The sequence below is a fragment of the Herbaspirillum huttiense genome (assembly GCF_047300815.1).
Lineage (GTDB): Bacteria > Pseudomonadota > Gammaproteobacteria > Burkholderiales > Burkholderiaceae_D > Herbaspirillum > Herbaspirillum huttiense_A.
The window spans coordinates 764924-788203 of the sequence record NZ_CP178608.1; the positions used below are offsets into that span (position 1 = coordinate 764924).

A 23280-nucleotide genomic window follows, 5' to 3' on the forward strand; every position below is an offset into this window, starting at 1 on the left:
AAAGAGCTTTCGCTGCTCGCATTACTCGCCGAAATCGTACTTCAGCCGTCCGCTTTTGCGAGTAATCCTAACAATGATTCAGGTTTGTGGCCGCACCAATGAAAAATGGCGCACATTGCTGTGCGCCATTTCTTCATGTTGCTGCTCGATGGGCTGAGCTATCAGATCTGCTTGGCCAGTTCCACGGCGGTGCCGATGTAGTTGGCCGGGGTCATGGCCAGCAGGTGGTCCTTGGCTTCTTGCGGGATGGCCAGGCCATTGATGAAGTCGCGCAGGGCGTCCTTGGAAATGCCCTTGCCGCGGGTCAGTTCCTTCAGCTGCTCATACGGATTCTCGATGCCATAGCGGCGCATGACGGTCTGCACCGGCTCGGCCAGCACTTCCCAGGTGGCGTCGAGGTCGTCGGCCAGGCGCTGCGGGTTCACTTCCAGCTTGTTCAGGCCGCGCAGGCAGCTGTCATAGGCCAGCAGGGTGTAGCCGAAGCCCACACCGATGTTGCGCAGCACGGTGGAGTCGGTCAGGTCACGCTGCCAGCGCGAGACCGGCAGCTTCTCGGCCAGGTGCTTGAGGACGGCGTTGGCCATGCCCAGGTTGCCTTCGGAGTTCTCGAAGTCGATCGGGTTGACCTTGTGCGGCATGGTCGAGGAACCGATTTCGCCGGCCTTGGTGCGCTGCTTGAAGTAGCCCAGGGAGATGTAGCCCCAGATGTCGCGGTTCAGGTCCAGCAGGATGGTGTTGGTGCGGGCCACGGCATCGAACAGTTCGGCCATGTAGTCGTGCGGCTCGATCTGGATGGTGTAGGGGTTGAAGGTCAGGCCCAGGCGCTTTTCCACGACTTCTTTGGAGAAGGCCGCCCAGTCGGTCTGCGGGTAGGCCGACAGGTGGGCGTTGTAGTTGCCCACGGCACCGTTCATCTTGCCCAGGATCTCGACGCTGGCAATGCGCTTGGCGGCGCGTTGCAGGCGCGCCACGACGTTGGCCACTTCCTTGCCCAGGGTGGTCGGGCTGGCCGGCTGGCCGTGGGTGCGCGAGAGCATCGGCACGGCGGCGTGTTCGTGGGCCAGGGCGGTCAGCTTGGTGATCACGGCTTGCAGCGAGGGCAGCAGCACGGTGTCGCGTGCGGCCTTCAACATCATGCCGTGCGAGGTGTTGTTGATGTCTTCGGAAGTGCAGGCGAAGTGAATGAATTCGGAGGCGGCCACCAGTTCGGGCACATCCTTGACTTGTTCCTTGAGCCAGTACTCCACGGCCTTGACGTCGTGGTTGGTGACGGCTTCGATTTCCTTGATGCGGGCAGCGTCGGCTTCGGTGAAGTCGGTGGCCAGCTTGTCCAGCAGCGCGCGGGCCTCGGGCGAGAACGGCTTGATCTCGGCGAAACCGGCTTCGGACAGCGCTTGCAGCCAGGCAATCTCGACCTTCACGCGATGGTGCATGAAGCCCGCTTCAGACAGCAGCGGGCGCAGTTGATCGGTCTTGGAGGCGTAGCGGCCGTCCAGCGGGGACAGGGCCGAGAGAGCGGAGAGGGACATGATGGAAACGATGGAAACGGAAGAGATGCGTTGACTGAAGATTGGCGAGTTTTGGCAGGCTTTTATGCCAAAACCCGAATCGCCTGAGCCCGGCATTTTACCATCGGCACGCCGGCCGGCCCAATTTTCCCGTCCGGCGCAGTCCTTTTGGACCGTTGCATTCCGTTCCTGGCGCGATTCTTCATAAAATTGCCAGGAAACGCGAATGTTATAATCGTCTCAGATCATTACTCCACACGCTATGCTAAAACTCATCGGTTCCAATGCCAGCCCGTTCGTGCGCAAGGTGCGCGTCGTGATGGCCGAAAAAAAGATCGATTACGAATTCATCCTGGAAGATGTCTGGAGTGCATCGACCACCATCCAAGAGAGCAATCCGCTGGGCAAGGTGCCCTGTCTGTTGATGGATGATGGAGGCGCCATGTTCGATTCGCGGGTGATCGTTGAATATCTCGATACCCTGACCCCGGTCGGCAAGCTGCTGCCGCCCAACGGCCGTGAGCGCGCCGAGATCAAGTGCTGGGAAGCGCTGGCTGATGGCGCCCTGGATGCCGCCGTGCTGGTGCGCCTGGAAAAGACCCTGCGTCCGACCAAGCAGCAGAGCCCGGAATGGATCAAGCGCCAGTGGAGCAAGGTCGAAGCCTCCTTGAAGGCGATGGCCGAGGGCCTGGGCGAAAAGCCCTTCTGCGTCGGCAACCATTACACCCTGGCCGACGTGGCCGTGGGCTGTGCGCTTGGTTGGCTGGCGTTCCGCTTCCCGGACCTCGCCTGGCGCGAGGATTATCCGCAACTGGCGCGGCTGTTCGACAAGGTGTCGGAACGGGCCAGTTTCAAGGAAACCGTGCCGCATGTGTGAGGCAGGGCCATTGGCCCTTGGGCCAGGTTGGCGATGACGTAAAAAAGCGCGCTCCGAGGAGCGCGCTTTTTGTTTGCCCTGAACGGCTTGCGATTACTCGCTGGCCGGGGACATCTGGCTTTGCAGGTAATTCTGGATGCCGACCTTGTCGATCAGGTCCAGCTGGGTTTCCAGCCAGTCGATGTGTTCTTCGGTGTCATCCAGGATCATCTGGAACAGTTCGCGCGAGACGTAATCGCCATGCTGTTCGCAGGTGGCGATGCCTTCCTTGACGGTCTTGTGGGCCGCTTGTTCCAGCTTCAGGTCGCATTGCAGCATTTCCTGGGTGTTCTCGCCGATCATCAGCTTGTGCAGTGCCTGCAGGTTGGGCAGGCCGTCGAGCATCAGGATGCGGTCGATCAGCTTGTCAGCGTGCTTCATCTCGCCGATGGATTCGGCATATTCCTTGGCGCCGATCTTGTCCAGGCCCCAGTGCTTGTACATGCGGGCATGCAGGAAGTACTGGTTGATGGCGGTGAGCTCATTGGTCAGTTGAGCGTTGAGCAACTTGATGACTGCGGGATCGCCTTTCATGGGGATTACCTTTAAAAATTGATGTGAGAGGAAAACCGCGTTAATTATGGGTGACTGTATAGCTGCCTGACCGCGGACGGACGGATCATAGTCCAGATGCCTGCATTGTTCAGCAAGAATTAGCGGTAATCATTCTTACCTTGGTTGTCCGGTAGACAGAAAATCAAAAAAAACCTCCGTCGCCAGGCGAGGGAGGTTTTCTGGGCAGGCCCGCCATACGGGGGCTTGCGGGGGGCGGGGAAGTGCGCCGCACTTCCCCTTGCTGCTGTGCTGCCGATGTTTACTTCTTGTCAGGATCGGTCACGAAACCGATCTTGGCGAGCCCACCGGACTGCGCCGCCGACATCACCTGCGCCACCTTTTCATACTGGGTGGTGCGCTCGGCGCGCAGGTGCATTTCCGGTTGCGGCTGTTTCTGGGCGGCCACGGCGATGCGGGCGCTCAGTTCGCTGCTGTCGATCTTTTCTTCATTCCAGAACACGTTGCCGGCCGCATCGATGGACAGGTTGATGCTTTCCGGCTTGACCTGGTCCGGCTGGCTGCTGGCCTTGGGCAGGTCGATCTTGACCGCATGGTTCATCACCGGGATGGTGATGATGAAGATGATCAGCAAGACCAGCATCACGTCCACCAGCGGGGTGGTGTTGATCTCGGGATTGAAATCGTCGTCCGAATCGGACAGGGAACCCATGCCCATCATGCCCTCCCGACTGCGGTCAGCTTGGCCTTGCCGCCATTGGGCTGGCCGTCTTCACCGGCGGCGCGGGCACCGGTGACGAACAGGGCGTGCAGGTCGAAACCGAACTTGTTGAGCTTGGCGATGGTGGTCTTGTTGCCGCGCACCAGGGCGTTGTAGCCGAAGGTGGCGGGAATGGCCACGGCCAGGCCCAGCGCAGTCATGATCAAGGCTTCACCGACGGGACCCGCGACCTTGTCGATGCTGGCCTGGCCGGTGGTACCGATGGAGACCAGCGCGTGGTAGATGCCCCAGACGGTGCCGAACAGGCCCACGAAGGGAGCGGTCGAGCCGACCGAGGCCAGCACGGCCATGCCGGTCTGCAGCTTGCCGGAGGCTTCGTCGATGGCCTGGCGCAGCGACAGGGTGACCCAGTCGCTCACCGACAGCTGGTCATGCAAGTGGCCCTTGTGGGCGGTGTGGTGACTCATGGCGGTGACGCCGGCCTTCGCCACTTCGGCGAAAGGATTGTCATGGCCCAGGGTGGCCACGCCTTCGGGCAGGCTGGTGGTATCCCAGAACTGGTGACCGGCGGCGGCCGAGGCCTTGCGGAAACGCAGCAACTGGAAGGCCTTGGTGAAGATCACGTACCAGGACGCGATCGACATGGCCAGCAACAGGACGGCGACGCCCTTGGTAACGAAATCGCCCTGGGCCCAGAGGCTTTCCAATCCGTACGGACTAACTTCCATGATGTTTCCTTCTATTTTTGGCTATCAGATGAGGGGAATGATGAAACGAAATGACTGCCTGGCCGGGCAAGACCCGGCCAGGCGAGATGCTTTGCTCAGTTCAGGCGGAAGGCCAGGCTGCCGACCGTGCTGACGGTGATCGCCTTGCCGTTTTCGATGTAAGGCTTGAAGACGGCGTGCATCACGGCGCTGCGGGCGGCATCGTCCAGGCGCGAGTAGCCGGAAGACTTGGTGATCTCGACCTTTTCGGCACGGCCGCTGGTGTTGACGGTCACGCGGAATTCCACCACGCCTTCTTCACCCATGCGGCGCGAGACGCTGGGATAGGTCGGGTTCGGCTTCTCGATATATTCGATACCGGAAGTAATCTGCTTGGGCAGGACCGGGCCAGGCGGTGCGGCCGGTGCCGGCGTCGGTTCGGCGGCCACCTGCGGTGCCGGTGCGGCCGGTTGTGGCGGCTGGGGTGGCGCAGTGATGGCGGTGGGTGCCGGCGTTTCGGTCACGGGGACCGGCTTGGGCGGTGCCACCACTTTCTTGACGATCTGCACCTGCTTGGGCGGAGCCGGCTCGGCCTTGGGAGGCGCGGGCTCAGGGGCCTTCTCGGGCACGATGAAGGTGGCGATGACTTCCTTGGGAACGGCACTGGCGACCTGGTGGACCAGGCCGCTTTGCAGCGCCCAGAAGAAAGCGATGTGCAACAGGATGATCAGGCCCAGCGGGCCAATCTTGCGTACCTGGCGCATCAGGGCGCTGGGTGGGCTGACACTCATGAGAGACGGTGAAATAGCGTTCATTGATCTGGTTCAAGCAGCGGCCAGCGAGGGATGGAACACCACCGGACGCGCACCTTGCTGTGTTTGACGGGAACTGCTGAGGCATTCGCGCAGGACGTTCTTGGCGCAGGAATGGCACTTGCCGCAGCAGGTGCCCACGCCAAGCTGCTTGCGCAGCTCGGCCATGGACGACACGCCTGCATCGACCGCCTGATGGATCTTGCCTTCAGAGATGTTGTTACAAACACATACGATCATTTTACGCCTTGCTGCCTGCTTCATCAGGCTCTTGACTTGACGATGGCTAAGTTCTCGCTCCTGCAACCATGCGCGAGAAGAAGTTGAATTTTTCCTGCGGCGGCATCGTGCGTTCCACTACATGCGCCCATTGTTCCGACAACTGCTGGCAGGTGGCCCGCAGCACCGGTGCCAGGTTGGGCAGGTCCGCCAGGGCCTTGAGGTGTCTTTCGATCACCGAGGCCAGCTTCACGCAGCTCTGTGTTTCCTGGCTGTTGTTGGCGGTGTAGTGCGACATCAGATGCAGCACGGCGGACACCAGAAGTTCAGGCTGGGCCGGTGCGTTGCTCGGTTCCACGAACGTGGACGTCATGTTCTCGTTGACCATCAAACTCTCCTCGCTGGGCTAGCTTGGCTGGCGGTGCGTCATGACGAACGACGCTGGCTGGCCTGTTTATGGATCCACCTTGTCCTGATACTGCCGGCTTACGCCGTCAGGATCAGCTTGTTCAGCTGGGTCAGACGCAATTTGTAGATGCGACCGCCGTGATCAATCTCAAGCTCGCGCATCTGACGGAACAGGTCCGTACTCTTGATGCGGGTGATCGGCGTTCCGTTGGCGGTCGTGCCCGGCTTGTTGCGACGGTCCATGCTGTTGTCGTTCAGTTGGCTCATTACAATCACCTCCTATTAAATGCGAACAATTCTTATTTAGATTATTTGCGATTTGCGGCGGGATTGCAAGCCCTTTTATCGGTGTGATTGATAATTTTTATCATTTAGGGTCTTGCGGGAAACACTTCCAGCCTATCAAGGCCGTCAAGCTTGCCCAAAAGAAAATGCCCCGGCGCGAAGATCGCGCGCGGGGCATTCAATAGTTGCCTTGGTGAAAGCTTAATCCGGCAGGGCGCCGCTTTCTATGATGCCGCCACCCAGGCAGACGTCGCCGTCATACAGCACCGCGGACTGGCCCGGCGTGACCGCCCATTGCGGGGTGTCGAAGGCCAGCGAGAAGCTGCTGCCGGCATCGGCAAAGCCGCAGGGAACATCGGCCTGGCGATAGCGGGTCTTGGCCGACAAGGCCGGTAGTTGCGGCGCGTGGCCCGCTACCCAGCTGATCTGGCCGGCCGAGAGGGTCGGCGAGAGCAGCCAGGGGTGGTCATGCCCCTGGACGATGTAGAGGGTGTTGTTTTCCACGTCCTTGCGGGCCACGTACCAGGCGTCGCCATGACCATCGGCATTCTGGTGCGCCTTCAGGCCACCGATGCCGATCCCCTTGCGCTGGCCCAGCGTATAGAAGGACAGGCCCACGTGCTCGCCCACGGTCTGGCCGTCGGCGGTCTTGATCGGGCCGGGCTTGTAGGACAGGTAACGGTTCAAAAATTCACGGAAAGGGCGCTCGCCAATGAAGCAGATGCCGGTCGAGTCCTTCTTCTTCGCGTTCGGCAGTTGCAGCTGCTCGGCGATCTTGCGCACTTCGGTCTTGTGGATCTCACCCAGGGGAAACACCGTGCGCGAGAGCTGCTCCTGGTTCAGGCGGTGCAGGAAATAGCTCTGGTCCTTGCTGGCGTCGAGCGCCTTGAGCAATTGGTAGTCACCCTGCGGCCCCTGGCGCACGCGCGCGTAGTGGCCGGTGGCGATCAGGTCGGCACCGAGCTTCATGGCGTGGTCGAGGAAGGCCTTGAACTTGATCTCGGCATTGCACAGCACATCCGGGTTGGGGGTGCGGCCGGCCTGGTATTCACGCAGGAATTCGGCAAAGACGCGATCCTTGTACTCGGAAGCAAAATTCACTGCCTCGATATCCACCCCGACCACATCGGCCACGCTGACCGCGTCGATCCAGTCTTCGCGGGTGGAGCAGTATTCCGAATCGTCGTCGTCTTCCCAATTCTTCATGAACAGGCCGATGACCTCATAGCCTTGCTCCTTCAGCAGCCATGCCGAAACCGACGAATCCACGCCGCCCGACATGCCGATGACTACTCTTTTCTTGCTCATGTTGTTTCCGTTCCATGCGGCCCTCCGTAAAGGGAGCCGCCAAGTGATGCGCCCGCCTCAGCCGGGCAGGGCGCCGATGGCGCTGGGATCCGTATGCACCAGTTCCAGCGGTGCGCGCTGGCCGGCCAGGTAATCGTCCACGCAACGCAGTACCAACGGGCTGCGATGCCGTTCGGCGCAAGCGGCCAGTTCGTCGCGGGTCATCCAGACGGCCCGCACGATGCCCTCGTCCAGCGGCCGATTCAGCGCCTCGCCAACTGTCCCCGCAAAGGCAAAGCGCAGGTAGGTAACAGACAGGCCGCCGCGCGAGGACGAGACGTTGCGTGAAAGATAAGTCCCCACCAGCGCCGTCGGTGTGAAGACATGCGCCGATTCTTCCAGCGCCTCACGGACGGCGGCCTCGATCAGGGACTCGCCCGGTTCCAGGTGGCCGGCCGGCTGGTTGATGCGCAGTCCGCCGGCGCTGTGCTCTTCCACCATCAGGAAGCGGCCGTCGCGCTCGATGATGGCGGCCACGGTGACAGAGGGTTTCCAGACTTCAGACATTGATGACCTCGTGAATCCGCCATTTTACCCTGTCAGGGCCGACTCTTCAGCGCCCGGGCCGCCACGGCGCGGGATGGCCGGGGTTTCTTGCCTGCCCGCCAATTTCTTGCCGGACAAGGCGAGTCGTGTAAGATTGGGCCAAGAATCCACAAAAAAAGGAGTCAGGAATGAGGATAGCGATCCCCGCCGAAAGCCGGGACGGAGAAACCCGTGTCGCCGCCACCCCCGAAACCGTCAAGAAACTGGTCGCGGCCCGGCACGAAGTGATGGTGGAGTCCGGCGCCGGGGGCAAATCCAGCATTCCTGACGAGGCCTATGTGGCCGTCGGCGCCAGCATCGGCAGTGCCGAAGCGGTCTATACCGCCGAGATCCTGCTCAAGGTGCGCGCCCCCGATGAGGCCGAGCGCGCCCGTCTCAAGCCGGGTACCGTGGTCGTCGGCATGTTGAATCCCTTCGATGCCGACAACATCGCCGCCATGGCCGCCGCCGGCCTGACCGCCTTCGGCCTGGAAGCCGCGCCCCGTACCACCCGCGCGCAGTCGCTGGACGTGCTGTCCTCGCAGGCCAACATCGCTGGCTACAAGGCCGTGCTGATGGCCGCCAATACCTATCAACGCTTCATGCCCATGCTGATGACCGCCGCCGGCACCGTCAAGGCCGCGCGCATGCTCATCATGGGAGCCGGCGTGGCCGGCCTGCAGGCCATTGCCACGGCCAAGCGGCTGGGGGCGGTGATCGAGGCCTCCGACGTGCGTCCGGCGGTCAAGGAGCAGATCGAGTCGCTGGGGGCCAAATTCCTGGATGTTCCCTTCCTGACCGAGGAAGAAAAGGAAATCGCCCAGGGCGTGGGCGGCTACGCCCGCCCCATGCCACCGGACTGGATGAAACGCCAGGCCGAACTGGTCCACGAACGCGCCAAACAGGCCGACATCATCATCACCACCGCCCTGATCCCCGGGCGCAAGGCCCCGGTGCTGATCAGCGAAGAAACCGTCAAGGCCATGAAGCCCGGTTCGGTGATCCTGGACATGGCCGTCGACCAGGGCGGCAACTGTCCCTTGTCGGAGCCTGGCAAGACCGTCATCAAGCACGGCGTGCACATCATCGGCGAAGGCAACCTGGCGGCCCTGGTGGCGGCCGATGCCTCGGCCCTGTACGCGCGCAACGTGCTGGACTTCCTCAAACTGATCATCGATGCCGAAGGCAAGCTGGTCATCAACAAGGAAGACGATATCGTCGCGGCCACGCTGCTCTGCCAGGGCGGCGAGATCCTGCGCAAATGAATCTGCCGGCCCGGGTCGGCAGAAAACCCGGGCGTTTTCAGTCCCCCTCACGCCCATCACTTTTGAAACAAGAAGGAAGAAGTACATGCAACGCATCATGCTGCGCGCGAAGATCCACCGCGCCTCGGTCACCCAGTGCGACCTGAACTATGAAGGTTCCTGCGGGATCGACGAAGACCTGCTGGAAGCCGCCGACATCCGTGAGTTCGAGAAGATCGAACTCTACAACGTCAACAACGGTGAACGTTTCTCCACCTACGCCATTCGCGGCAAGCGCGGCAGCGGCGAGATTTCACTCAACGGCGCCGCGGCCCGCCTGGCGCACCTGGGCGACCTGCTCATCATCTGTACCTACGCCCCGATGAGCGATGAAGAAGTCGCCAGCTACAAGCCCAAGGTGGTCTTCGTGGACGACAAGAACCGCATCACCAGCCTCAAGGCAATCTGACCCTCGACAAGAACCATGCGGCCCGTTTCACCGGCGGGCTGCCTCACAAGGAGGAACACCATGGAAGTCAGCCACACCATCATCAACCTGATCATCTTCGTGCTGGCCATCTACGTTGGCTACCACGTGGTCTGGACGGTGACCCCGGCCTTGCACACGCCTTTGATGGCGGTGACCAATGCCATCTCGGCCATCATCATCATCGGCGCCATGCTGGCCGCGGGCCTCACCGAAGGCACGGTGGGCCGCATCGCCGGCACGCTGGCCGTGGCGCTGGCGGCGGTGAACGTGTTCGGCGGCTTCATGGTGACCCAGCGCATGCTGGAAATGTTCAAGAAGAAAGAGCCCAAGGCCAAGTCGGGAGAACGAGCATGAGCATGAACCTGGTGACCCTGCTGTACCTGATCGCATCGATCTGCTTCATCCAGGCCCTGAAGGGCCTCTCGCACCCGGCCACGGCGCGCCGTGGCAACAGCTTCGGCATTGCCGGCATGGTCATCGCCGTGCTGACCACGTTGGCGCTGATCGTCAAGCTCAAGGGGGAGGGTGCCAATCCTTCCGGTGACATTGGTTACCTGCTGGTGGCTGCCGGCGTGATCGTCGGTGGCGGTATCGGCGCTTATCTGGCGCGCAGCGTCGAGATGACCAAGATGCCCGAACTGGTAGCGGCGATGCACTCGCTCATCGGTCTGGCGGCGGTCTGTATCGCGGTGGCGGCGGTGGCCGAGCCGTGGGCGCTGGGCATTTCGGCGCACGGGCAGCTGATCCCGGTGGGCAACCGGGTCGAACTGTTCATCGGCACCTTCGTGGGGGCCATCACCTTCTCGGGTTCCGTGATCGCCTTCGGCAAGCTTTCGGGCAAGTACAAGTTCCGCCTGTTCCAGGGTGCGCCGGTCAACTTCGCCGGCCAGCATTTCCTGAACCTGCTGCTGGCGGTGGCCATGATCGGTTTCGGCATCATCTTCGTGCTGACGCAAAACTGGCTGCCCTTCATCATCATGGCCGCCATCGCCTTTGCGCTGGGCGTGCTCATCATCATCCCGATTGGCGGGGCGGACATGCCGGTGGTGGTCTCGATGCTCAACAGCTATTCCGGCTGGGCGGCGGCGGGCATCGGCTTCTCGCTGAACAATTCCATGCTGATCATCGCCGGTTCGCTGGTGGGTTCGTCCGGCGCGATCCTGTCCTACATCATGTGCAAGGCGATGAACCGGTCCTTCTTCAACGTGATCCTGGGCGGCTTCGGTGGTGAAGCGGCGGCCGCCGGTGGCGGGGCGCAGCAGCAGCGCAACGTCAAGTCGGGATCGGCCGACGATGCGGCGTTCCTGATGGGAAATGCAGAAACGGTCATCATCGTGCCGGGTTACGGGCTTGCCGTCGCACGCGCGCAGCATGCGCTGAAGGAATTGACCGAAAAGCTGACCCACAATGGCGTGACCGTGAAATACGCGATCCACCCGGTGGCCGGGCGCATGCCGGGCCACATGAACGTGCTGCTGGCCGAGGCCGAAGTGCCCTATGACCAAGTCTTCGAGATGGAAGACATCAACAGCGAATTCGCCCAGGCCGATGTGGTGCTGGTGCTGGGGGCCAATGACGTGGTCAACCCGGCGGCCAAGGATCCCAAGTCGCCCATTGCGGGCATGCCGATCCTGGAAGCCTACAAGGCCAAGACCGTGATCGTAAACAAGCGCTCCATGGCGGCCGGTTATGCAGGTCTGGACAATGAGCTCTTCTACATGGACAAGACCATGATGGTCTTTGGCGATGCCAAGAAGGTCATCGAAGATATGGTCAAGGCAGTGGACTGATCTTCCCCAGCCTCAATGAAAAAACGGGTTGCGCAGCGATGCGCAACCCGTTTTGTCTTGGAACCGTGAAGTCCGAAGGTGCTGCTTACTTGGTCCCGAAAATGCGGTCTCCCGCATCGCCCAGCCCAGGCACGATGTAGGCATCCTCATCCAGGTGGGAATCCAAGGAAGCGACGTACAGCTTCACATCCGGATGGGCATCAGCGAACACCTGCACGCCTTCCGGTGCCGCCACCAGGGCCACGAAGACGATATGCGAAGCCGGCACGCCGCGCTTCTTCAGGGCATCCACGGCATAGACGGCCGAGTTGCCGGTGGCAACCATGGGGTCGCACAGGATCATGATGCGGTCCTGCAGGTCCGGCAGGCGGACCAGGTATTCCACCGGCAGGTGGTTTTCGTCGCGATAGACGCCGATATGGCCCACGCGTGCCGAGGGGATCAGTTCCAGCAGGCCATCGCTCATGCCCACGCCCGCGCGCAGCACCGGCACCACGGCCAGCTTCTTGCCGGCGATCACCGGCGCTTCATAGGTCACCAGCGGGGTTTCGATGGTCTCGGTGGTCAGCGGCAGGTCGCGCGTGATTTCGTAACCCATCAGCAGCGTGATTTCGCGCAGCAGGTCGCGGAAGGTACGGGTGGAGGTGCGCTTGTCGCGCATGTGCGACAGCTTGTGCTGGATCAGCGGATGGTCGAGGATGAAGAGATTCTTGAAGCGCGGGTCTTGTTTCATGGCAAATGCGTATCTGCTGGGTGGAGCGGCGAGTGCCGCAAGTCAGCATTGTCGCATTTCCTGACCGCCTGCGCGACGCCGGGACGTCGCGCGACTGCAGCATTGTTCACTTCATCGGCGACCGAACATCATCTGTTCGGCCAGCAAGCCGCGTGCTGCCGGCAGCAGGTCGATCGCGCCCAGCGACAGGCCCAGTGCCGCCTGGAGGGGCGAACCTTGGGGCGAGCCGGCAAAGATGCGCGCCATCAGGTCGGTGAGCCGGATGGTCAGGCCGCGATCCTGCCCGCGCTGGCGCTCGAAGGCCTGCAGGGCTTCGGGCGAGACCTCACGCGCCAGCACATCGGCCAGCACGCGGGCGTCGCGCAGGCCCAGGTTCAGGCCCTGGCCGGCGACCGGATGCAGGGTTTGTGCAGCATTGCCGATGGCCACCACGCGCCGGCTCTGGCCGGGGCGGGCGTTCAAGCCCAGCGGGAAGGCGTGACGCGCGCTGATGCGGGTGAAGCGGCCCACCCGTTCGCCGAAGGTGCGCTGCAGGGCCGCGAGGAAGGCGGCATCGTCCAGTGCCAGCAACGCTTCGCCGGTGGCAGGGCGTACGCACCACACCAGCGCATAGCCATCATCCTGCGGCAGCAGGGCCAGCGGGCCTTCATCGGTGAAGCGTTCGAAGGCGCGATGGGCGATCACGCCATCGGCCTGCACGTGCGCGATGATGCCCAGTTGCTGGTAGTCGCGCTGCAGGCTTTTTTGCTGCTGTTCTCCGAAGACGCCGCCCTCGGCCTGGATCACCAGTTGTGCTCGCAGCACGCTGCCCTCCTTGAGGGTGACGGCGACGTGGTCGTCTTCTTCCGTGATCTCCTGTGCTTCGGCGGGGCGCATCTGGGTCAGTCCCAGCGGTGCGATGGCCGAGGCAAGGGCGCGGTTGACCTGGCCATAGCGCGCCACGTAGCCCAGTGCAGGCAATTGATAATCCTTGCGGTCCAGCAGGGTGCGGCCGAAATGGCCACGGCGCGAAACGTGGATCTGTTCGATGGCGGTGGCGCTGCGGCCGATGGCGTCCCAGGCAGCCAGTTCATCGAGGATCTGGCGGCTGCCGTAGGAGAGGGCAATGGTGCGGGGGTCAGCGGCGGCTTGTTCGGGAGACTTCATGTCCACCAGCGCGATGCGCGCGGCGGACAACTGGCGGCGCGCCAAGAGGCCGGCCACGCTCTGGCCGACCGGGCCGCCGCCGCAGATGATGAGGTCGAAATCGACGGATTCCATGATGCCGGGAAATGCCTTCTGCAGAAGATTCAGGAAGGCCTCATTGTAGCGGAGCCGCGCCGGCCGGGCTTGATCCGGCGCATGCGCGGCCTTGGGGAGACGAGCGCTTAGCGCTGGCGCATCAGCGCTTCAATGTCATCGACCCTGGTGGGCACGCCCGTGGTCAGCAATTCGCAGCCGGAGGGTGTCACGTGCGCATCATCCTCGATGCGGATGCCGATGTTCCAGAACTGCTCCGGCACGCCCTCGCCGGGACGCACGTAGATGCCCGGTTCGATGGTCAGCACCATGCCCGGCTGCAGCGTGCGCCAGGGCTTGCTGCCATCGGCGGTGGCAGGGTCGCGGTAGTCGCCCACGTCATGCACATCCATGCCCAGCCAGTGGCCGGTGCGGTGCATGTAGAACTGGCGGTAGTCGCCTTTTTCGAGCACGTCTTCCAGCGAGCCGACCTTGGATTTGTCCAGCAAGCCGGTGTCGAGCATGCCCTGCGCCAGCACGCGCACGGCGGCGTCATGGCCATCCATGAAACGCTTGCCCGGTGCGGTTTCGGCGATGGCGGCAGCTTGTGCGGCCAGCACGATCTCGTAGAGCGCCTTCTGCGGCCCGCTGAACTTGCCATTGGCCGGGAACGTGCGGGTGATGTCGGCGGCGTAGCTGTCCAGTTCGCAGCCGGCGTCGATCAGGACCAGGTCGCCGTCCTTGATTTCGGCGTCGCCCGCGCGATAGTGCAGCACGCAGCTGTTGGCACCGGTGGCGACGATGGAACCATAGGCCGGATACTGCGAACCGTTGCGGCGGAATTCGTGCAGCAGTTCGGCTTCCAGGTGATATTCGCGCAGGCCGGGGCGGCAGATGCGCATGGCGCGGCAATGCGCTTCGGCGGAAATGATGCCGGCGCGCTTCATCACGTCGATCTCGTAGGCGTCCTTGAAGAGGCGCATGTCATCGAGCAGCACGCTCACATCGACCACCGCGCCGGGCGCGGACACGCCGCTGCGGGCCAGTGCGCGCACGCCCTGCAGCCAGCGCTGCAGCTGGGCATCGCGCTGGTCGTCCTGGCCGAGCGCGTAATAGACGGCGCGGGCGTCGGAGAGCAGGGCGGGCATGTTCTTGTCCAGCTCCTCGATCGGATGGGCTGCATCGAGCGCGAAGAGCTGCTGCGCGGCCTGCGGGCCGTGGCGGTAGCCGTCCCAGATCTCGCGTTCCAGGTTCTTGTCGCGGCAGAACAGGATGCTGCGGTTTTCCTTGCCGGCCACCAGCACCAGCACCGCTTCGGGTTCGGTGAAGCCGGTCAGGTAGTAGAAGTAGCTGTCGTGGCGATACGGATAATCGGCATCGCGATTGCGCATCACCTCGGGCGCGGTCGGGATGATGGCCACGCCGCCCCCGGCTTGTTGCAGGCTGGCCAGCAGGCGTGCGCGGCGGGCGGCGAAGGGGGTGGCGTCGAAGCTCATGGTCGGGTTCCTTGCGGTGGCAGGTTCAGTGCTTCCAGTTGTTCGATGGTACCGACGTTGTGCCAAGCGCCGCGATACACATCGCCGCCGATGCGGCCCTGGTCGGCGTATTGGCGCAGCAGCGGTCCCAGTTTGGCGTGGCTGCCGGGCGCGATGCCGTCGAACATTTCCGGGCGATACACGCCGATGTTGGCAAAGGTCAGCTTGGGCTGGCCCTCGTTGGCGATGGCGAAGTTGTTGAGCGCAAAGTCGCCCTCGGGATGGAAGGGCGGGTTCTTGACCAGGTACAGCCAGGCCAGGTCACGCTTGTCATGCGGCAGCGGATTGCCCCACGGGTCCTCGTCTTCCAGCACGCTCAGCAGTTCGCTGTAGTCGAAGTGCGGGCACCAGATGTCGCCGGAGATCGCGATGAAGGGTTCTTCACCCAGCAGGTGGCGGGCCTGGGCGATACCGCCTGCCGTTTCCAGCGCGGTCGTTTCAGGTGAATAAAAGAGCTTTGCGCCATAACGGCTGCCGTCACCGAGGGTGTCTTCGATCATTTGGCCCAGGTGGGCGTGATTGATGACGATCTCGGTGATGCCGGCGCGTACCAGCGAGAGGATCTGCCAGACGATCAGCGGGCGGCCGCGTACTTTCAAGAGCGGCTTGGGGCAGGTATCGGTCAGCGGACGCATGCGCTCGCCGCGGCCGGCTGCGAAGATCATGGCTTTCATGCAGGGCGCCTCAGAAGGTATAGCCGAACTTGGGCGCGTGTTCCTGTTCGAGCTTCTCGATCAGGCGCACCAGCGGCGTGAAGGCCACGTAGCGGCGCGCGGTCTTGAGGGTGTATTCCATCACCAGCGGGATGTCCTTCAGGTAGCCATCCTTGCCGTCGCGATGCCACAGGCGTGCGAAGATGCCCAGCACCTTCAGGTGACGCTGCAGGCCCATCCATTCGAAGTCGCGGTAGAAGGTATCGATGTCGGGCGTGACCGGCAGGCCGGCGCGGCGTGCCTTTTCCCAGTAGCGGATGGCCCAGTCCAGCACCATTTCCTCATCCCACTGGATGTAGGCGTCGCGCAGCAGCGAGACCAGGTCGTAGGTGATGGGGCCATAGACCGCATCCTGGAAGTCCAGGATGCCCGGGTTGCCCTTGGGCAGCACCATCAGGTTGCGCGAGTGATAGTCGCGGTGTACGTAGACCTGGGGCTGGGCCAGGTTGTTGGCCAGGATGGCGTCGAAAGTCTTGTCCAGCACCGCGTTCTGCTCGTCGGTGAGGGTCACGCCCAGGTGTTTGCCGATATACCACTCGCGGAACAGTTCCAGCTCGCGCAGCAGCAGCGGGCGGTCGTATTCGGGCAGGGCCTCGGGTTTGCTTTGCGCTTGTAAAAGTACCAGTGCCTCGATCGCATCCATGTATAGTGCGTGCGCGCTGTCGGCCGAGAGCTGCGAGAGGTAGGTCGTGGAACCCAGGTCCGAGAGCAGCAGGAAACCGCGCTCGGTATCCTGCGCCAGTACCTTCGGCACGGTCACCCCGGTCTCGCCGAAGAGGCCGGCGACCTTCACGAAGGGGCGGACGTCTTCCTGCGGCGGCGGGGCATCCATCACGATGGCGCTGCCGCCCTCGGGTGTATCCACCCGGAAATAGCGGCGGAAGCTGGCGTCGGCCGAGGCCGGGCGCAGGGTGGAGGACAGCACCGGGGTATCGGCCAGGGTGGCCAGCCAGGCTTGCAGTTCGGACAGGCGGAGATCGGGGGTGGAACCAGGTGAAGACATGAACTATCTGAGGAAATCGTTTGACGAGGTTGAGTTCCCATATAATAAGGGATTAAACCCAAAAAATCCGCCTGCACGGTATCTAGCCTCTCTTTTCATGATCCGGTTTTCCAAGTCTTTCACTGAACGTACTGTCAACTGGCGGCTGGCGCGTCTGTTCTCTTCGGCAATGGTAGTGGCTTCGGCCTCGGCCCTGTTGCCGCTGTCGGTGCACGCCCAGATGAGCATGCCCGCGCCTGCGCCCGCCGCGCCGCCCGCACAGGACCAGGACGCCCCGGTCAATGTGAGCGCCGAGCAGATGACCGGCCGTCCCGACCGCCAGGTCAACCTGGATCGCGACGTGGAACTGGTCAAGGCTGCGACCACCATCAAATCCGACAAGGCCGAATACCGCATCATCCAGGATGAAGTCGAGGCCACCGGCCACGTCTGGATGCAGCGACTGCAGGACCAGTACACCGGCGACTACGCCGAGATGAACATGGGCACCGGCGCCGGCTACGTGACCAATCCCACGTACCTGATCGGCAAGAGCGGTGGCCGCGGCAAGGCCCAGCGCATCGATTTCCTCTCCGACGACCAGGCCAAGGTAACCCAGGGGACCTACAGCACCTGTGAGGCGCCCGATCCCGACTGGTATCTGCGCGCCAACACCATGGATCTCGACAGCGGCCGGGATGAAGGCGTCATGCGTGGCGGGCTGGTGTATTTCAAGGATGTGCCGATCCTGGGCTCGCCCTGGATGTCCTTCCCGCTGTCGGGCGAGCGTCGGTCGGGCGTGCTGCCGCCGACCATCGGCATGACCACCAACGGTGGCGCCGAGATCTCGGTGCCGTACTACTTCAACCTGGCGCCCAATTACGACCTGACGCTGGTACCCCGGTACATCGCACGCCGCGGGCTGCAATTGGGTGCCGAGACACGTTACCGGGGCGATAGCTACAGCGGCATCACCAACGTGGAAGGGATCGAGGATCGTGTGACCGGCACCGGCCGTTATTCGCTGTCCTCCATTCACAACCAGACACTGGCCCCGGGCTTGCAACTGGGCTGGAACCTGAACAAGGCATCCGATAACGACTATCCTTCGGACTTTTCGCGCTCCATTACCGCCACCACGCAACGCCTGCTGCCGCGTAACGTCAGCCTAAGCTACTCCAGCACCTATTGGAGCGTGGTGGGCCTGGTATCCAAATACCAGCTGCTGCAGGACGTCAACGCGCCGATCGGCAAGCCCTACGACCGGGTGCCGCAGATCACCTTCACCGGAAACCGCTACGACATCGGCGGCTTCGACTTCAATACGGTTGCCGACTTCACGCGTTTCTCCAGCGGCAGCCTGGTGGGCGGTGATCGCGCCTATGTCACGCAGACGGTGTCCTATCCCATCATCCGTCCGGGTTATTTCATCACCCCCAAGGTGAGCGTGGATGCCACCAGCTACAACCTGAACAATGTCAACGCCGGCCAGCCCACCAGCTTCAGCCGGACCTTGCCGACCTTGTCGCTGGACTCGGGGCTGATCTTCGAGCGCGAATCAAACCTGCTCGGCCGCAGCATGACCCAGACGCTGGAACCGCGCCTGTTTTACGTGCGAACCCCTTATCGTGACCAGTCGCAGTTCCCGGTCTTTGATTCGGGCCTGGCTGACTTCAACTTCGCACAGATCTTCACTGAAAACCGCTTCGTCGGCCATGACCGCATCAGCGATGCCAACCAGCTGACCGCCGCCGTCACTACGCGCCTGATCGAGGAAAACGGACTGGAACGCCTACGCGCGGCAATCGGCCAGCGCTACTACCTTACCGACCCCAAGGTGGCCATCAGCGGTTCCACCACCACCACGCTGGGCAGCAAGTCGGACCTGCTGCTGGCCCTGGGCGGCCAGATCACCCGCGAGTTCTCCACCGACAACACGGTGCAGTACAGCGAGACCCAGCGCCAGATGGTGCGTTCGACGTTCGGCATCCGCTGGCAGCCTGCCCCCAAGCGCGTGCTGAACCTGCAATACCGACTCGACCGTACCTACATCAGTCCCTACACCGGCGTGCTTGATCCGCTCAAGCAGGTCGATGTGTCCGGGCAGTGGCCGCTCACCCAGCGCATCTACGCCGTGGGCCGCTTGAACTACTCGATTCCCGACCGCACTGTTGCCGAAGGCCTGGCCGGCTTCGAATACAAGGCCGATTGCTGGGTCTTCCGGGTGGTGGCGCAACGCATCCCGACCTCGTCCACCAAGGCCTCGACGGGCTTCTTCATCCAGCTCGAACTCAACGGCCTCTCCAAGATCGGGTCCAACCCGATGGATGCCATCAAGAGCAGCGTGCCCGGTTACCAGAACGTGAACCTGCCGAACACCATGCCCGGCAACAACTTCTAACCTTTTTCGAACCAACGATTAGTCCATGCGTAATATGCGTACTCCACTCCTCGCTACAACCAAAACAGTGACCGCGCTGCTGTGCATGCTGGGCGTGATCAGCAATGCGCATGCGCAGTTCGCCACTACCATCATTCCGGTGACCCCGCCGGAGACCACCGGCAGCGCTCCGGCCAAGGCCGCCCCCAAGGCTGCTGCCAAGCCGGCTGCCAGCAAGCCGGCCACCCCGGCGGCGCCAGCCGCCTCCGCGCCGGCCGCGGCCAGCGCGCGCGTGGAGCCGCGTCCGGTGGATTCGATCCTGGTGGTGGTCAACAATGTAGTCATCACCCGCCAGGAAGTCGCCGAGCGCCTGGCCAGCGTCGAAAAGCGCATGGCCGCGCAGAACGTGCAGCTGCCGCCGCGCCAGCAACTGGTGCGCCAGCTGGTCGAACGCATGATCGTCGAACGCGCCCAGGCGCAGATGGCCAAGGAAAACGGCATCGTGGTCGACGACGCCATGCTGGACCGTGCCATGCAGCGCATCGCCGAGCAGAACAAGCTGTCCATCCCCGAATTCCGCACCCGCCTCGAAGCCGAAGGCATGAACTACGCCAGCTTCCGCGAAGAGATCCGCCGCGAAATCCTGAGCCAGCGCCTGCGCGAGCGTGAAGTGGACAACAAGGTGGTGGTCACCGAGTCCGAGATCGACAATTACCTCGCTGCCGAATCCAATGCCGGTGGTGAGCGCCAGGAACTGGACATCGCCCAGATCCTGATCCGCGTGCCCGAGAATGCCAGCCCCGAACAGTTGGCCGCGCGCCGTGAACGCGCCGAAGACGTGCTGCGCCAGTTGAAGACCGGTGCGGACTTCGCCAAGACCGCCGCCGCCTTCTCCGATTCGTCGGATGCTCTTTCCGGCGGCGACCTCGGCTGGCGTCCGGCCGATCGCCTGCCGCAGCTCTTCCTGGATGGCGTCGCCAAGCTGCAGGATGGCCAGGTCAGCGGCCTCCTGAAGAGCGGCAACGGTTTCCACATCCTGAAGCTGGTCGGCCGCCGCGCCGCCGGCAACACCCAGGCTGCCGCCCCGGCCGTGCAGCAGACCCATGTGCGCCACATCCTCATCAAGGTCAACCAGGTCGTTTCGGCAGCCGAAGCCAAGCGCAAGCTGACCGAGTTGAAGGAGCGCCTGGACCACGGTTCGGCCACCTTCGAGGAACTGGCCAAGCTGTATTCCAATGACCTGTCCGCCTCCAAGGGCGGCGACCTTGGCTGGATCTATCCGGGCGACACCGTACCCGAGTTCGAGCGCGCCATGGACCAGTTGAAACCGGGCGAAGTCAGCCAGCCCGTGGAAAGCCCGTTTGGCTATCACCTGATCCAGGTAGTCGAGCGCAAGACCGACGACGCCTCCAAGGAGCGTACTCGCCAGGCCGCCCGCCAGGCCATCCGCGACCGCAAGATCGAGGAAGCCACCGAGGACTGGATGCGCCAGATCCGCGACCGAGCCTACGTCGAGTATCGTAACGACGACTGATCGCTGCACCATCAGGGGTAGCCAGCGGGCTGTCCCCATGCGTGCAAGAGAGGCCGGCCTTGTTGCCGGCCCTTGCCTTTTTGAAGCCCGTTTTTGCCTTCACAGGCCATGAGTGAGACCGCCATGAACCGACCCATCCTCGCGCTGACCTGCGGCGAACCGGCAGGCATCGGTCCGGAAATTTCCCTGCGTGCCGCTTGGGAATTGCGCCACGAAGCGCGCTGCATCCTGCTGGGCGACGCTGCCCTGCTGGCGCAGACGGCCTATGAGATCGATCCGCAGATGCGGGTCGCCGCGCTTTCCATCCAGGCCTGGCGCAACAGCGGCCTGCCCGCTTTCCCGGTGGATTGCCTGACCGTGATCGATTGTCCGGTGGCCGAACCGGTGCGCGCCGGCGTGCTGGATGCACGCAATGGCCGCGCCGTGCTGCAGACGCTGGACCTGGCGGTACAGGGCGCGCTCTCGGGTGCTTTTGCCGCCATCGTCACCGCGCCCCTGCAGAAGAGCACCATCAACGATGCCGGCGTGGCCTTCACCGGCCACACCGAATACCTGGCCGAAGTCACCGGCACCCCGCAAGTGGTGATGATGCTGGCCGGCGGGGATGCTCCGCACCTGCGCGTAGCCCTGGCCACGACGCACCTGGCGCTGAAGGATGTGCCGGCCGCGATCACCGCCGAGAGCCTGGCGCGCACGCTCGATATCCTGCAAGCGGACCTGCGCGAGAAGTTCGGCATCGCTCGTCCGCGCATCCTGGTCACGGGCCTGAACCCGCACGCCGGTGAGAACGGCTACCTGGGCCGCGAAGAGATCGATGTCATCACGCCCGCGCTGGAAGCGGCGCGCGCGCGCGGCATCGATGCGCGCGGTCCCTATCCGGCCGACACGCTGTTCCAGCCCAAATACCTGGAAGAGGCCGATTGCGTGCTGGCCATGTATCACGACCAGGGCCTGCCGGTCCTGAAATTCGCCAGCTTCGGCCATGGCATCAACATCACCCTCGGGCTGCCCCTGATCCGCACTTCGGTCGACCATGGCACGGCCCTGGACCTGGCCGGCGCCGGCCTGGGCCACGCCGACCATGGCAGCCTGTGCGTGGCCATCCGCGCTGCCGCCGACATGGCGCGCCGCCGGGCCGCCGCCTGAGATTGCAAGAACCCACTGGAACCCCCATGAAACACATCCCGCGCAAACGCTTCGGCCAGAACTTCCTCACCGATGACGTGGTGCTGTACGACATCATCGCCTCCATCGCGCCCGCCGCCGACGATGCCATGGTCGAGATCGGCCCGGGCCTGGCGGCCATGACCACGCTGCTGCTGGAACAATTGCGCCACCTGCACGTGGTGGAACTGGACCGCGACCTGGTCGAGCGCCTCAAGAAACGTTTCAGCGCCGAGCGCCTGACCGTGCATTCAGCCGACGCCCTCAAGTTCGACTTCGCCAGCATCCCGGTCCCCGAAGGCCGCAAGCTGCGCGTGGTCGGCAACCTGCCCTACAACATCTCCAGCCCCTTGCTGTTCCACCTGGCCGAGATCGCCCCGCAGGTGCAGGACCAGCACTTCATGCTGCAGAAGGAAGTCGTCGAGCGCATGGTCGCCGAGCCGGGCGGCAAGGCCTATGGCCGCCTGTCGGTGATGCTGCAGTGGCGCTATCACATGGAGCTGCTGTTCGTGGTGCCGCCGACTGCCTTCGATCCGCCACCGCAGGTGGATTCGGCCATCGTGCGCATGATCCCGCTGGCACAGCCCATGGCCTGCGAGCAGGCCTTGCTGGAGCAGGTCGTCACGAAGGCCTTCTCCCAACGCCGCAAGGTGATCCGCAACTGCGTGGCGGGCCTCTTCACGGAAGACGAATTGCGCCAGGCCGGCGTCGATCCCCAGGCACGCCCGGAAGCGGTGCCGGTGGAACAGTTCGTGGCCTTGGCCAACCTGCTGGCGGTGCGCCAGGCCTGAGGCCGGCGTGGGGCGCGCAGTGCGGCTGTCGCACTTTATTACAGCCGCGCCGCGACCCGTAAGAACTGTAACGAAGTTTCATATTCCGTAGTTTCAAGCTGAACCTGTCTTATATTGGAATCGTGCCGCGACAGATCGCGGACTTCTTTGACAGGAGCCAATCATGGCCAGCAAAAAAATCGCATCGGTATTGATCGCCACCACACTTCTGGCTTCGGCCGCCGTCGTCAGCACGCCTGCGATGGCGCATGATCGGGGCGGCAACGGCGTGGCCATTGCTGCCGGCATCATCGGTGCCGTCGCCATCGGATCACTGATCGCCAACGCGCAGCCGGCACCGGTCTACCAAGCCCCGCCGCAACAGGTCTACTACCAGGCGCCGCAGCCGGTGTATTACCAGCCGCCGCAGCAAGTGGTCTATGAGCAGCCGCGTTACTATGCACCGCCGCCGCCGCGTCCGGTGCGCTATGTGGAGCGCACCGAAGTGCGCACCTATCGCTACGACGACCGTCCGGATTATTACTCCTACTACGGCCGCTAAACCTGGCGTAAAACCAGTTCCTCCGAGGAGGCGGGACATCCCGGCGCAAGCCATCTTGAGGGAAACGGGCAAGCTTTGCGGCTTGCCCGTTTTTTTTCGCCAGCCTGAAAAAGGAGCCGCCGGACAAGCAAATCGTCAATAAAACGCTACATAATGACGAAGCGATTGGCATTTTGTCAGCATAATAGGCCCTGTCGTTTCGTC

At 63.1% G+C, this 23280-nt stretch carries 25 protein-coding genes; 10 read left to right on the forward strand and 15 right to left on the reverse strand.

The annotated features are described in order from the left end of the window. Nucleotides 1-161: 161 nt before the first annotated feature. A complete protein-coding gene (purB, locus tag ACLRDN_RS03585) occupies nucleotides 162-1529 on the reverse strand; it encodes an adenylosuccinate lyase (protein ID WP_413459001.1) in 1368 nt (455 codons plus the stop codon). Nucleotides 1530-1770: 241 nt separating this feature from the next. Between purB and ACLRDN_RS03590 the strand changes: the two genes are divergently transcribed. Continuing rightward, entirely contained in the window at nucleotides 1771-2385 is a 615-nt protein-coding gene (locus ACLRDN_RS03590) for a glutathione S-transferase family protein (RefSeq protein WP_286863578.1), read from the forward strand. A gap of 93 nt (nucleotides 2386-2478) precedes the next feature. On the opposite strand, the gene bfr is transcribed toward ACLRDN_RS03590, so the two are convergent. The 9 genes from bfr to ACLRDN_RS03635 form a co-directional block, all read right to left on the reverse strand. Beyond that, nucleotides 2479-2958 carry a bacterioferritin gene (bfr, locus tag ACLRDN_RS03595; RefSeq protein ID WP_008325625.1) on the reverse strand — a complete coding sequence of 160 codons (480 nt, stop codon included), beginning with the start codon at nucleotides 2956-2958 and terminating at the stop codon, nucleotides 2479-2481. A 280-nt stretch (nucleotides 2959-3238) separates the two neighbouring features. Continuing rightward, entirely contained in the window at nucleotides 3239-3655 is a 417-nt protein-coding gene (locus ACLRDN_RS03600) for an ExbD/TolR family protein (RefSeq protein WP_145607184.1), read from the reverse strand. After that, nucleotides 3655-4386: a MotA/TolQ/ExbB proton channel family protein gene (locus ACLRDN_RS03605; protein WP_039786252.1), complete on the reverse strand. Its 732-nt coding sequence runs from the start codon at nucleotides 4384-4386 to the stop codon at nucleotides 3655-3657. Before ACLRDN_RS03605 ends, ACLRDN_RS03600 begins: the two co-directional genes overlap by 1 nt. A 95-nt stretch (nucleotides 4387-4481) precedes the next feature. After that, nucleotides 4482-5180, reverse strand: coding sequence for an energy transducer TonB (locus ACLRDN_RS03610; protein ID WP_413459002.1), 699 nt, complete (start codon nucleotides 5178-5180; stop codon nucleotides 4482-4484). Between the two features lie 9 nt (nucleotides 5181-5189). Beyond that, the gene (locus ACLRDN_RS03615; protein WP_259435241.1) at nucleotides 5190-5417 is read right to left on the reverse strand and encodes a bacterioferritin-associated ferredoxin; all 228 of its coding nucleotides are present in this window, start codon (nucleotides 5415-5417) and stop codon (nucleotides 5190-5192) included. Nucleotides 5418-5463: 46 nt separating this feature from the next. Beyond that, nucleotides 5464-5784 (reverse strand): hypothetical protein, encoded by a 321-nt coding sequence (locus tag ACLRDN_RS03620; RefSeq protein ID WP_088754613.1) that lies wholly within the window; start codon nucleotides 5782-5784, stop codon nucleotides 5464-5466. Between the two features lie 98 nt (nucleotides 5785-5882). Continuing rightward, on the reverse strand, nucleotides 5883-6071 hold the full coding sequence (gene hemP, locus ACLRDN_RS03625) for a hemin uptake protein HemP (protein ID WP_008325641.1): 189 nt from the start codon (nucleotides 6069-6071) through the stop codon (nucleotides 5883-5885). A gap of 219 nt (nucleotides 6072-6290) precedes the next feature. Then, on the reverse strand, nucleotides 6291-7397 hold the full coding sequence (mnmA, locus tag ACLRDN_RS03630) for a tRNA 2-thiouridine(34) synthase MnmA (RefSeq protein WP_413459003.1): 1107 nt from the start codon (nucleotides 7395-7397) through the stop codon (nucleotides 6291-6293). Between the two features lie 57 nt (nucleotides 7398-7454). Beyond that, nucleotides 7455-7943 (reverse strand): NUDIX hydrolase, encoded by a 489-nt coding sequence (locus ACLRDN_RS03635; protein ID WP_413459004.1) that lies wholly within the window; start codon nucleotides 7941-7943, stop codon nucleotides 7455-7457. Nucleotides 7944-8110: 167 nt separating this feature from the next. Between ACLRDN_RS03635 and ACLRDN_RS03640 the strand changes: the two genes are divergently transcribed. The 4 genes from ACLRDN_RS03640 (at nucleotide 8111) to ACLRDN_RS03655 (ending at nucleotide 11485) form a co-directional block, all read left to right on the forward strand. Next, nucleotides 8111-9226, forward strand: coding sequence for a Re/Si-specific NAD(P)(+) transhydrogenase subunit alpha (locus ACLRDN_RS03640; protein ID WP_413459005.1), 1116 nt, complete (start codon nucleotides 8111-8113; stop codon nucleotides 9224-9226). Nucleotides 9227-9311: 85 nt separating this feature from the next. Beyond that, nucleotides 9312-9674 (forward strand): aspartate 1-decarboxylase, encoded by a 363-nt coding sequence (gene panD / locus ACLRDN_RS03645; protein WP_008325650.1) that lies wholly within the window; start codon nucleotides 9312-9314, stop codon nucleotides 9672-9674. Nucleotides 9675-9734: 60 nt separating this feature from the next. Next, on the forward strand, nucleotides 9735-10049 hold the full coding sequence (locus ACLRDN_RS03650) for an NAD(P) transhydrogenase subunit alpha (protein WP_034335569.1): 315 nt from the start codon (nucleotides 9735-9737) through the stop codon (nucleotides 10047-10049). Further along, nucleotides 10046-11485, forward strand: a complete 1440-nt coding sequence (locus ACLRDN_RS03655; protein ID WP_413459006.1) for an NAD(P)(+) transhydrogenase (Re/Si-specific) subunit beta — start codon at nucleotides 10046-10048, stop codon at nucleotides 11483-11485. Before ACLRDN_RS03650 ends, ACLRDN_RS03655 begins: the two co-directional genes overlap by 4 nt. A gap of 85 nt (nucleotides 11486-11570) precedes the next feature. On the opposite strand, the gene upp is transcribed toward ACLRDN_RS03655, so the two are convergent. The 5 genes from upp to ACLRDN_RS03680 all read right to left on the reverse strand — a co-directional run bounded on the left by upp (nucleotide 11571) and on the right by ACLRDN_RS03680 (nucleotide 16687). Then, nucleotides 11571-12218, reverse strand: a complete 648-nt coding sequence (gene upp / locus ACLRDN_RS03660) for a uracil phosphoribosyltransferase (protein WP_006461705.1) — start codon at nucleotides 12216-12218, stop codon at nucleotides 11571-11573. A gap of 111 nt (nucleotides 12219-12329) precedes the next feature. Further along, nucleotides 12330-13478, reverse strand: a complete 1149-nt coding sequence (locus ACLRDN_RS03665; protein ID WP_413459007.1) for an FAD-dependent monooxygenase — start codon at nucleotides 13476-13478, stop codon at nucleotides 12330-12332. A 107-nt stretch (nucleotides 13479-13585) separates the two neighbouring features. Then, entirely contained in the window at nucleotides 13586-14932 is a 1347-nt protein-coding gene (pepP, locus tag ACLRDN_RS03670) for a Xaa-Pro aminopeptidase (RefSeq protein WP_413459008.1), read from the reverse strand. Beyond that, nucleotides 14929-15645 (reverse strand): N-acetylmuramate alpha-1-phosphate uridylyltransferase MurU, encoded by a 717-nt coding sequence (murU, locus tag ACLRDN_RS03675; protein WP_413459009.1) that lies wholly within the window; start codon nucleotides 15643-15645, stop codon nucleotides 14929-14931. The genes pepP and murU overlap by 4 nt, the downstream gene beginning before the upstream one ends. 10 nt (nucleotides 15646-15655) lie before the next feature. Continuing rightward, on the reverse strand, nucleotides 15656-16687 hold the full coding sequence (locus ACLRDN_RS03680; protein ID WP_413459010.1) for an aminoglycoside phosphotransferase family protein: 1032 nt from the start codon (nucleotides 16685-16687) through the stop codon (nucleotides 15656-15658). 97 nt (nucleotides 16688-16784) lie between these two features. Between ACLRDN_RS03680 and ACLRDN_RS03685 the strand changes: the two genes are divergently transcribed. The 5 genes from ACLRDN_RS03685 (at nucleotide 16785) to ACLRDN_RS03705 (ending at nucleotide 23076) form a co-directional block, all read left to right on the forward strand. After that, entirely contained in the window at nucleotides 16785-19067 is a 2283-nt protein-coding gene (locus ACLRDN_RS03685; RefSeq protein WP_413459011.1) for an LPS-assembly protein LptD, read from the forward strand. Nucleotides 19068-19092: 25 nt separating this feature from the next. Beyond that, on the forward strand, nucleotides 19093-20580 hold the full coding sequence (locus ACLRDN_RS03690; RefSeq protein WP_413459012.1) for a peptidylprolyl isomerase: 1488 nt from the start codon (nucleotides 19093-19095) through the stop codon (nucleotides 20578-20580). Nucleotides 20581-20703: 123 nt separating this feature from the next. Continuing rightward, nucleotides 20704-21726, forward strand: a complete 1023-nt coding sequence (gene pdxA, locus ACLRDN_RS03695) for a 4-hydroxythreonine-4-phosphate dehydrogenase PdxA (protein WP_413459013.1) — start codon at nucleotides 20704-20706, stop codon at nucleotides 21724-21726. A 26-nt stretch (nucleotides 21727-21752) separates the two neighbouring features. After that, nucleotides 21753-22535, forward strand: coding sequence for a 16S rRNA (adenine(1518)-N(6)/adenine(1519)-N(6))-dimethyltransferase RsmA (gene rsmA / locus ACLRDN_RS03700; protein WP_413459014.1), 783 nt, complete (start codon nucleotides 21753-21755; stop codon nucleotides 22533-22535). 163 nt (nucleotides 22536-22698) lie between these two features. After that, nucleotides 22699-23076, forward strand: coding sequence for a hypothetical protein (locus ACLRDN_RS03705; RefSeq protein ID WP_413459015.1), 378 nt, complete (start codon nucleotides 22699-22701; stop codon nucleotides 23074-23076). The last annotated feature ends 204 nt before the right edge of the window (nucleotides 23077-23280 follow it).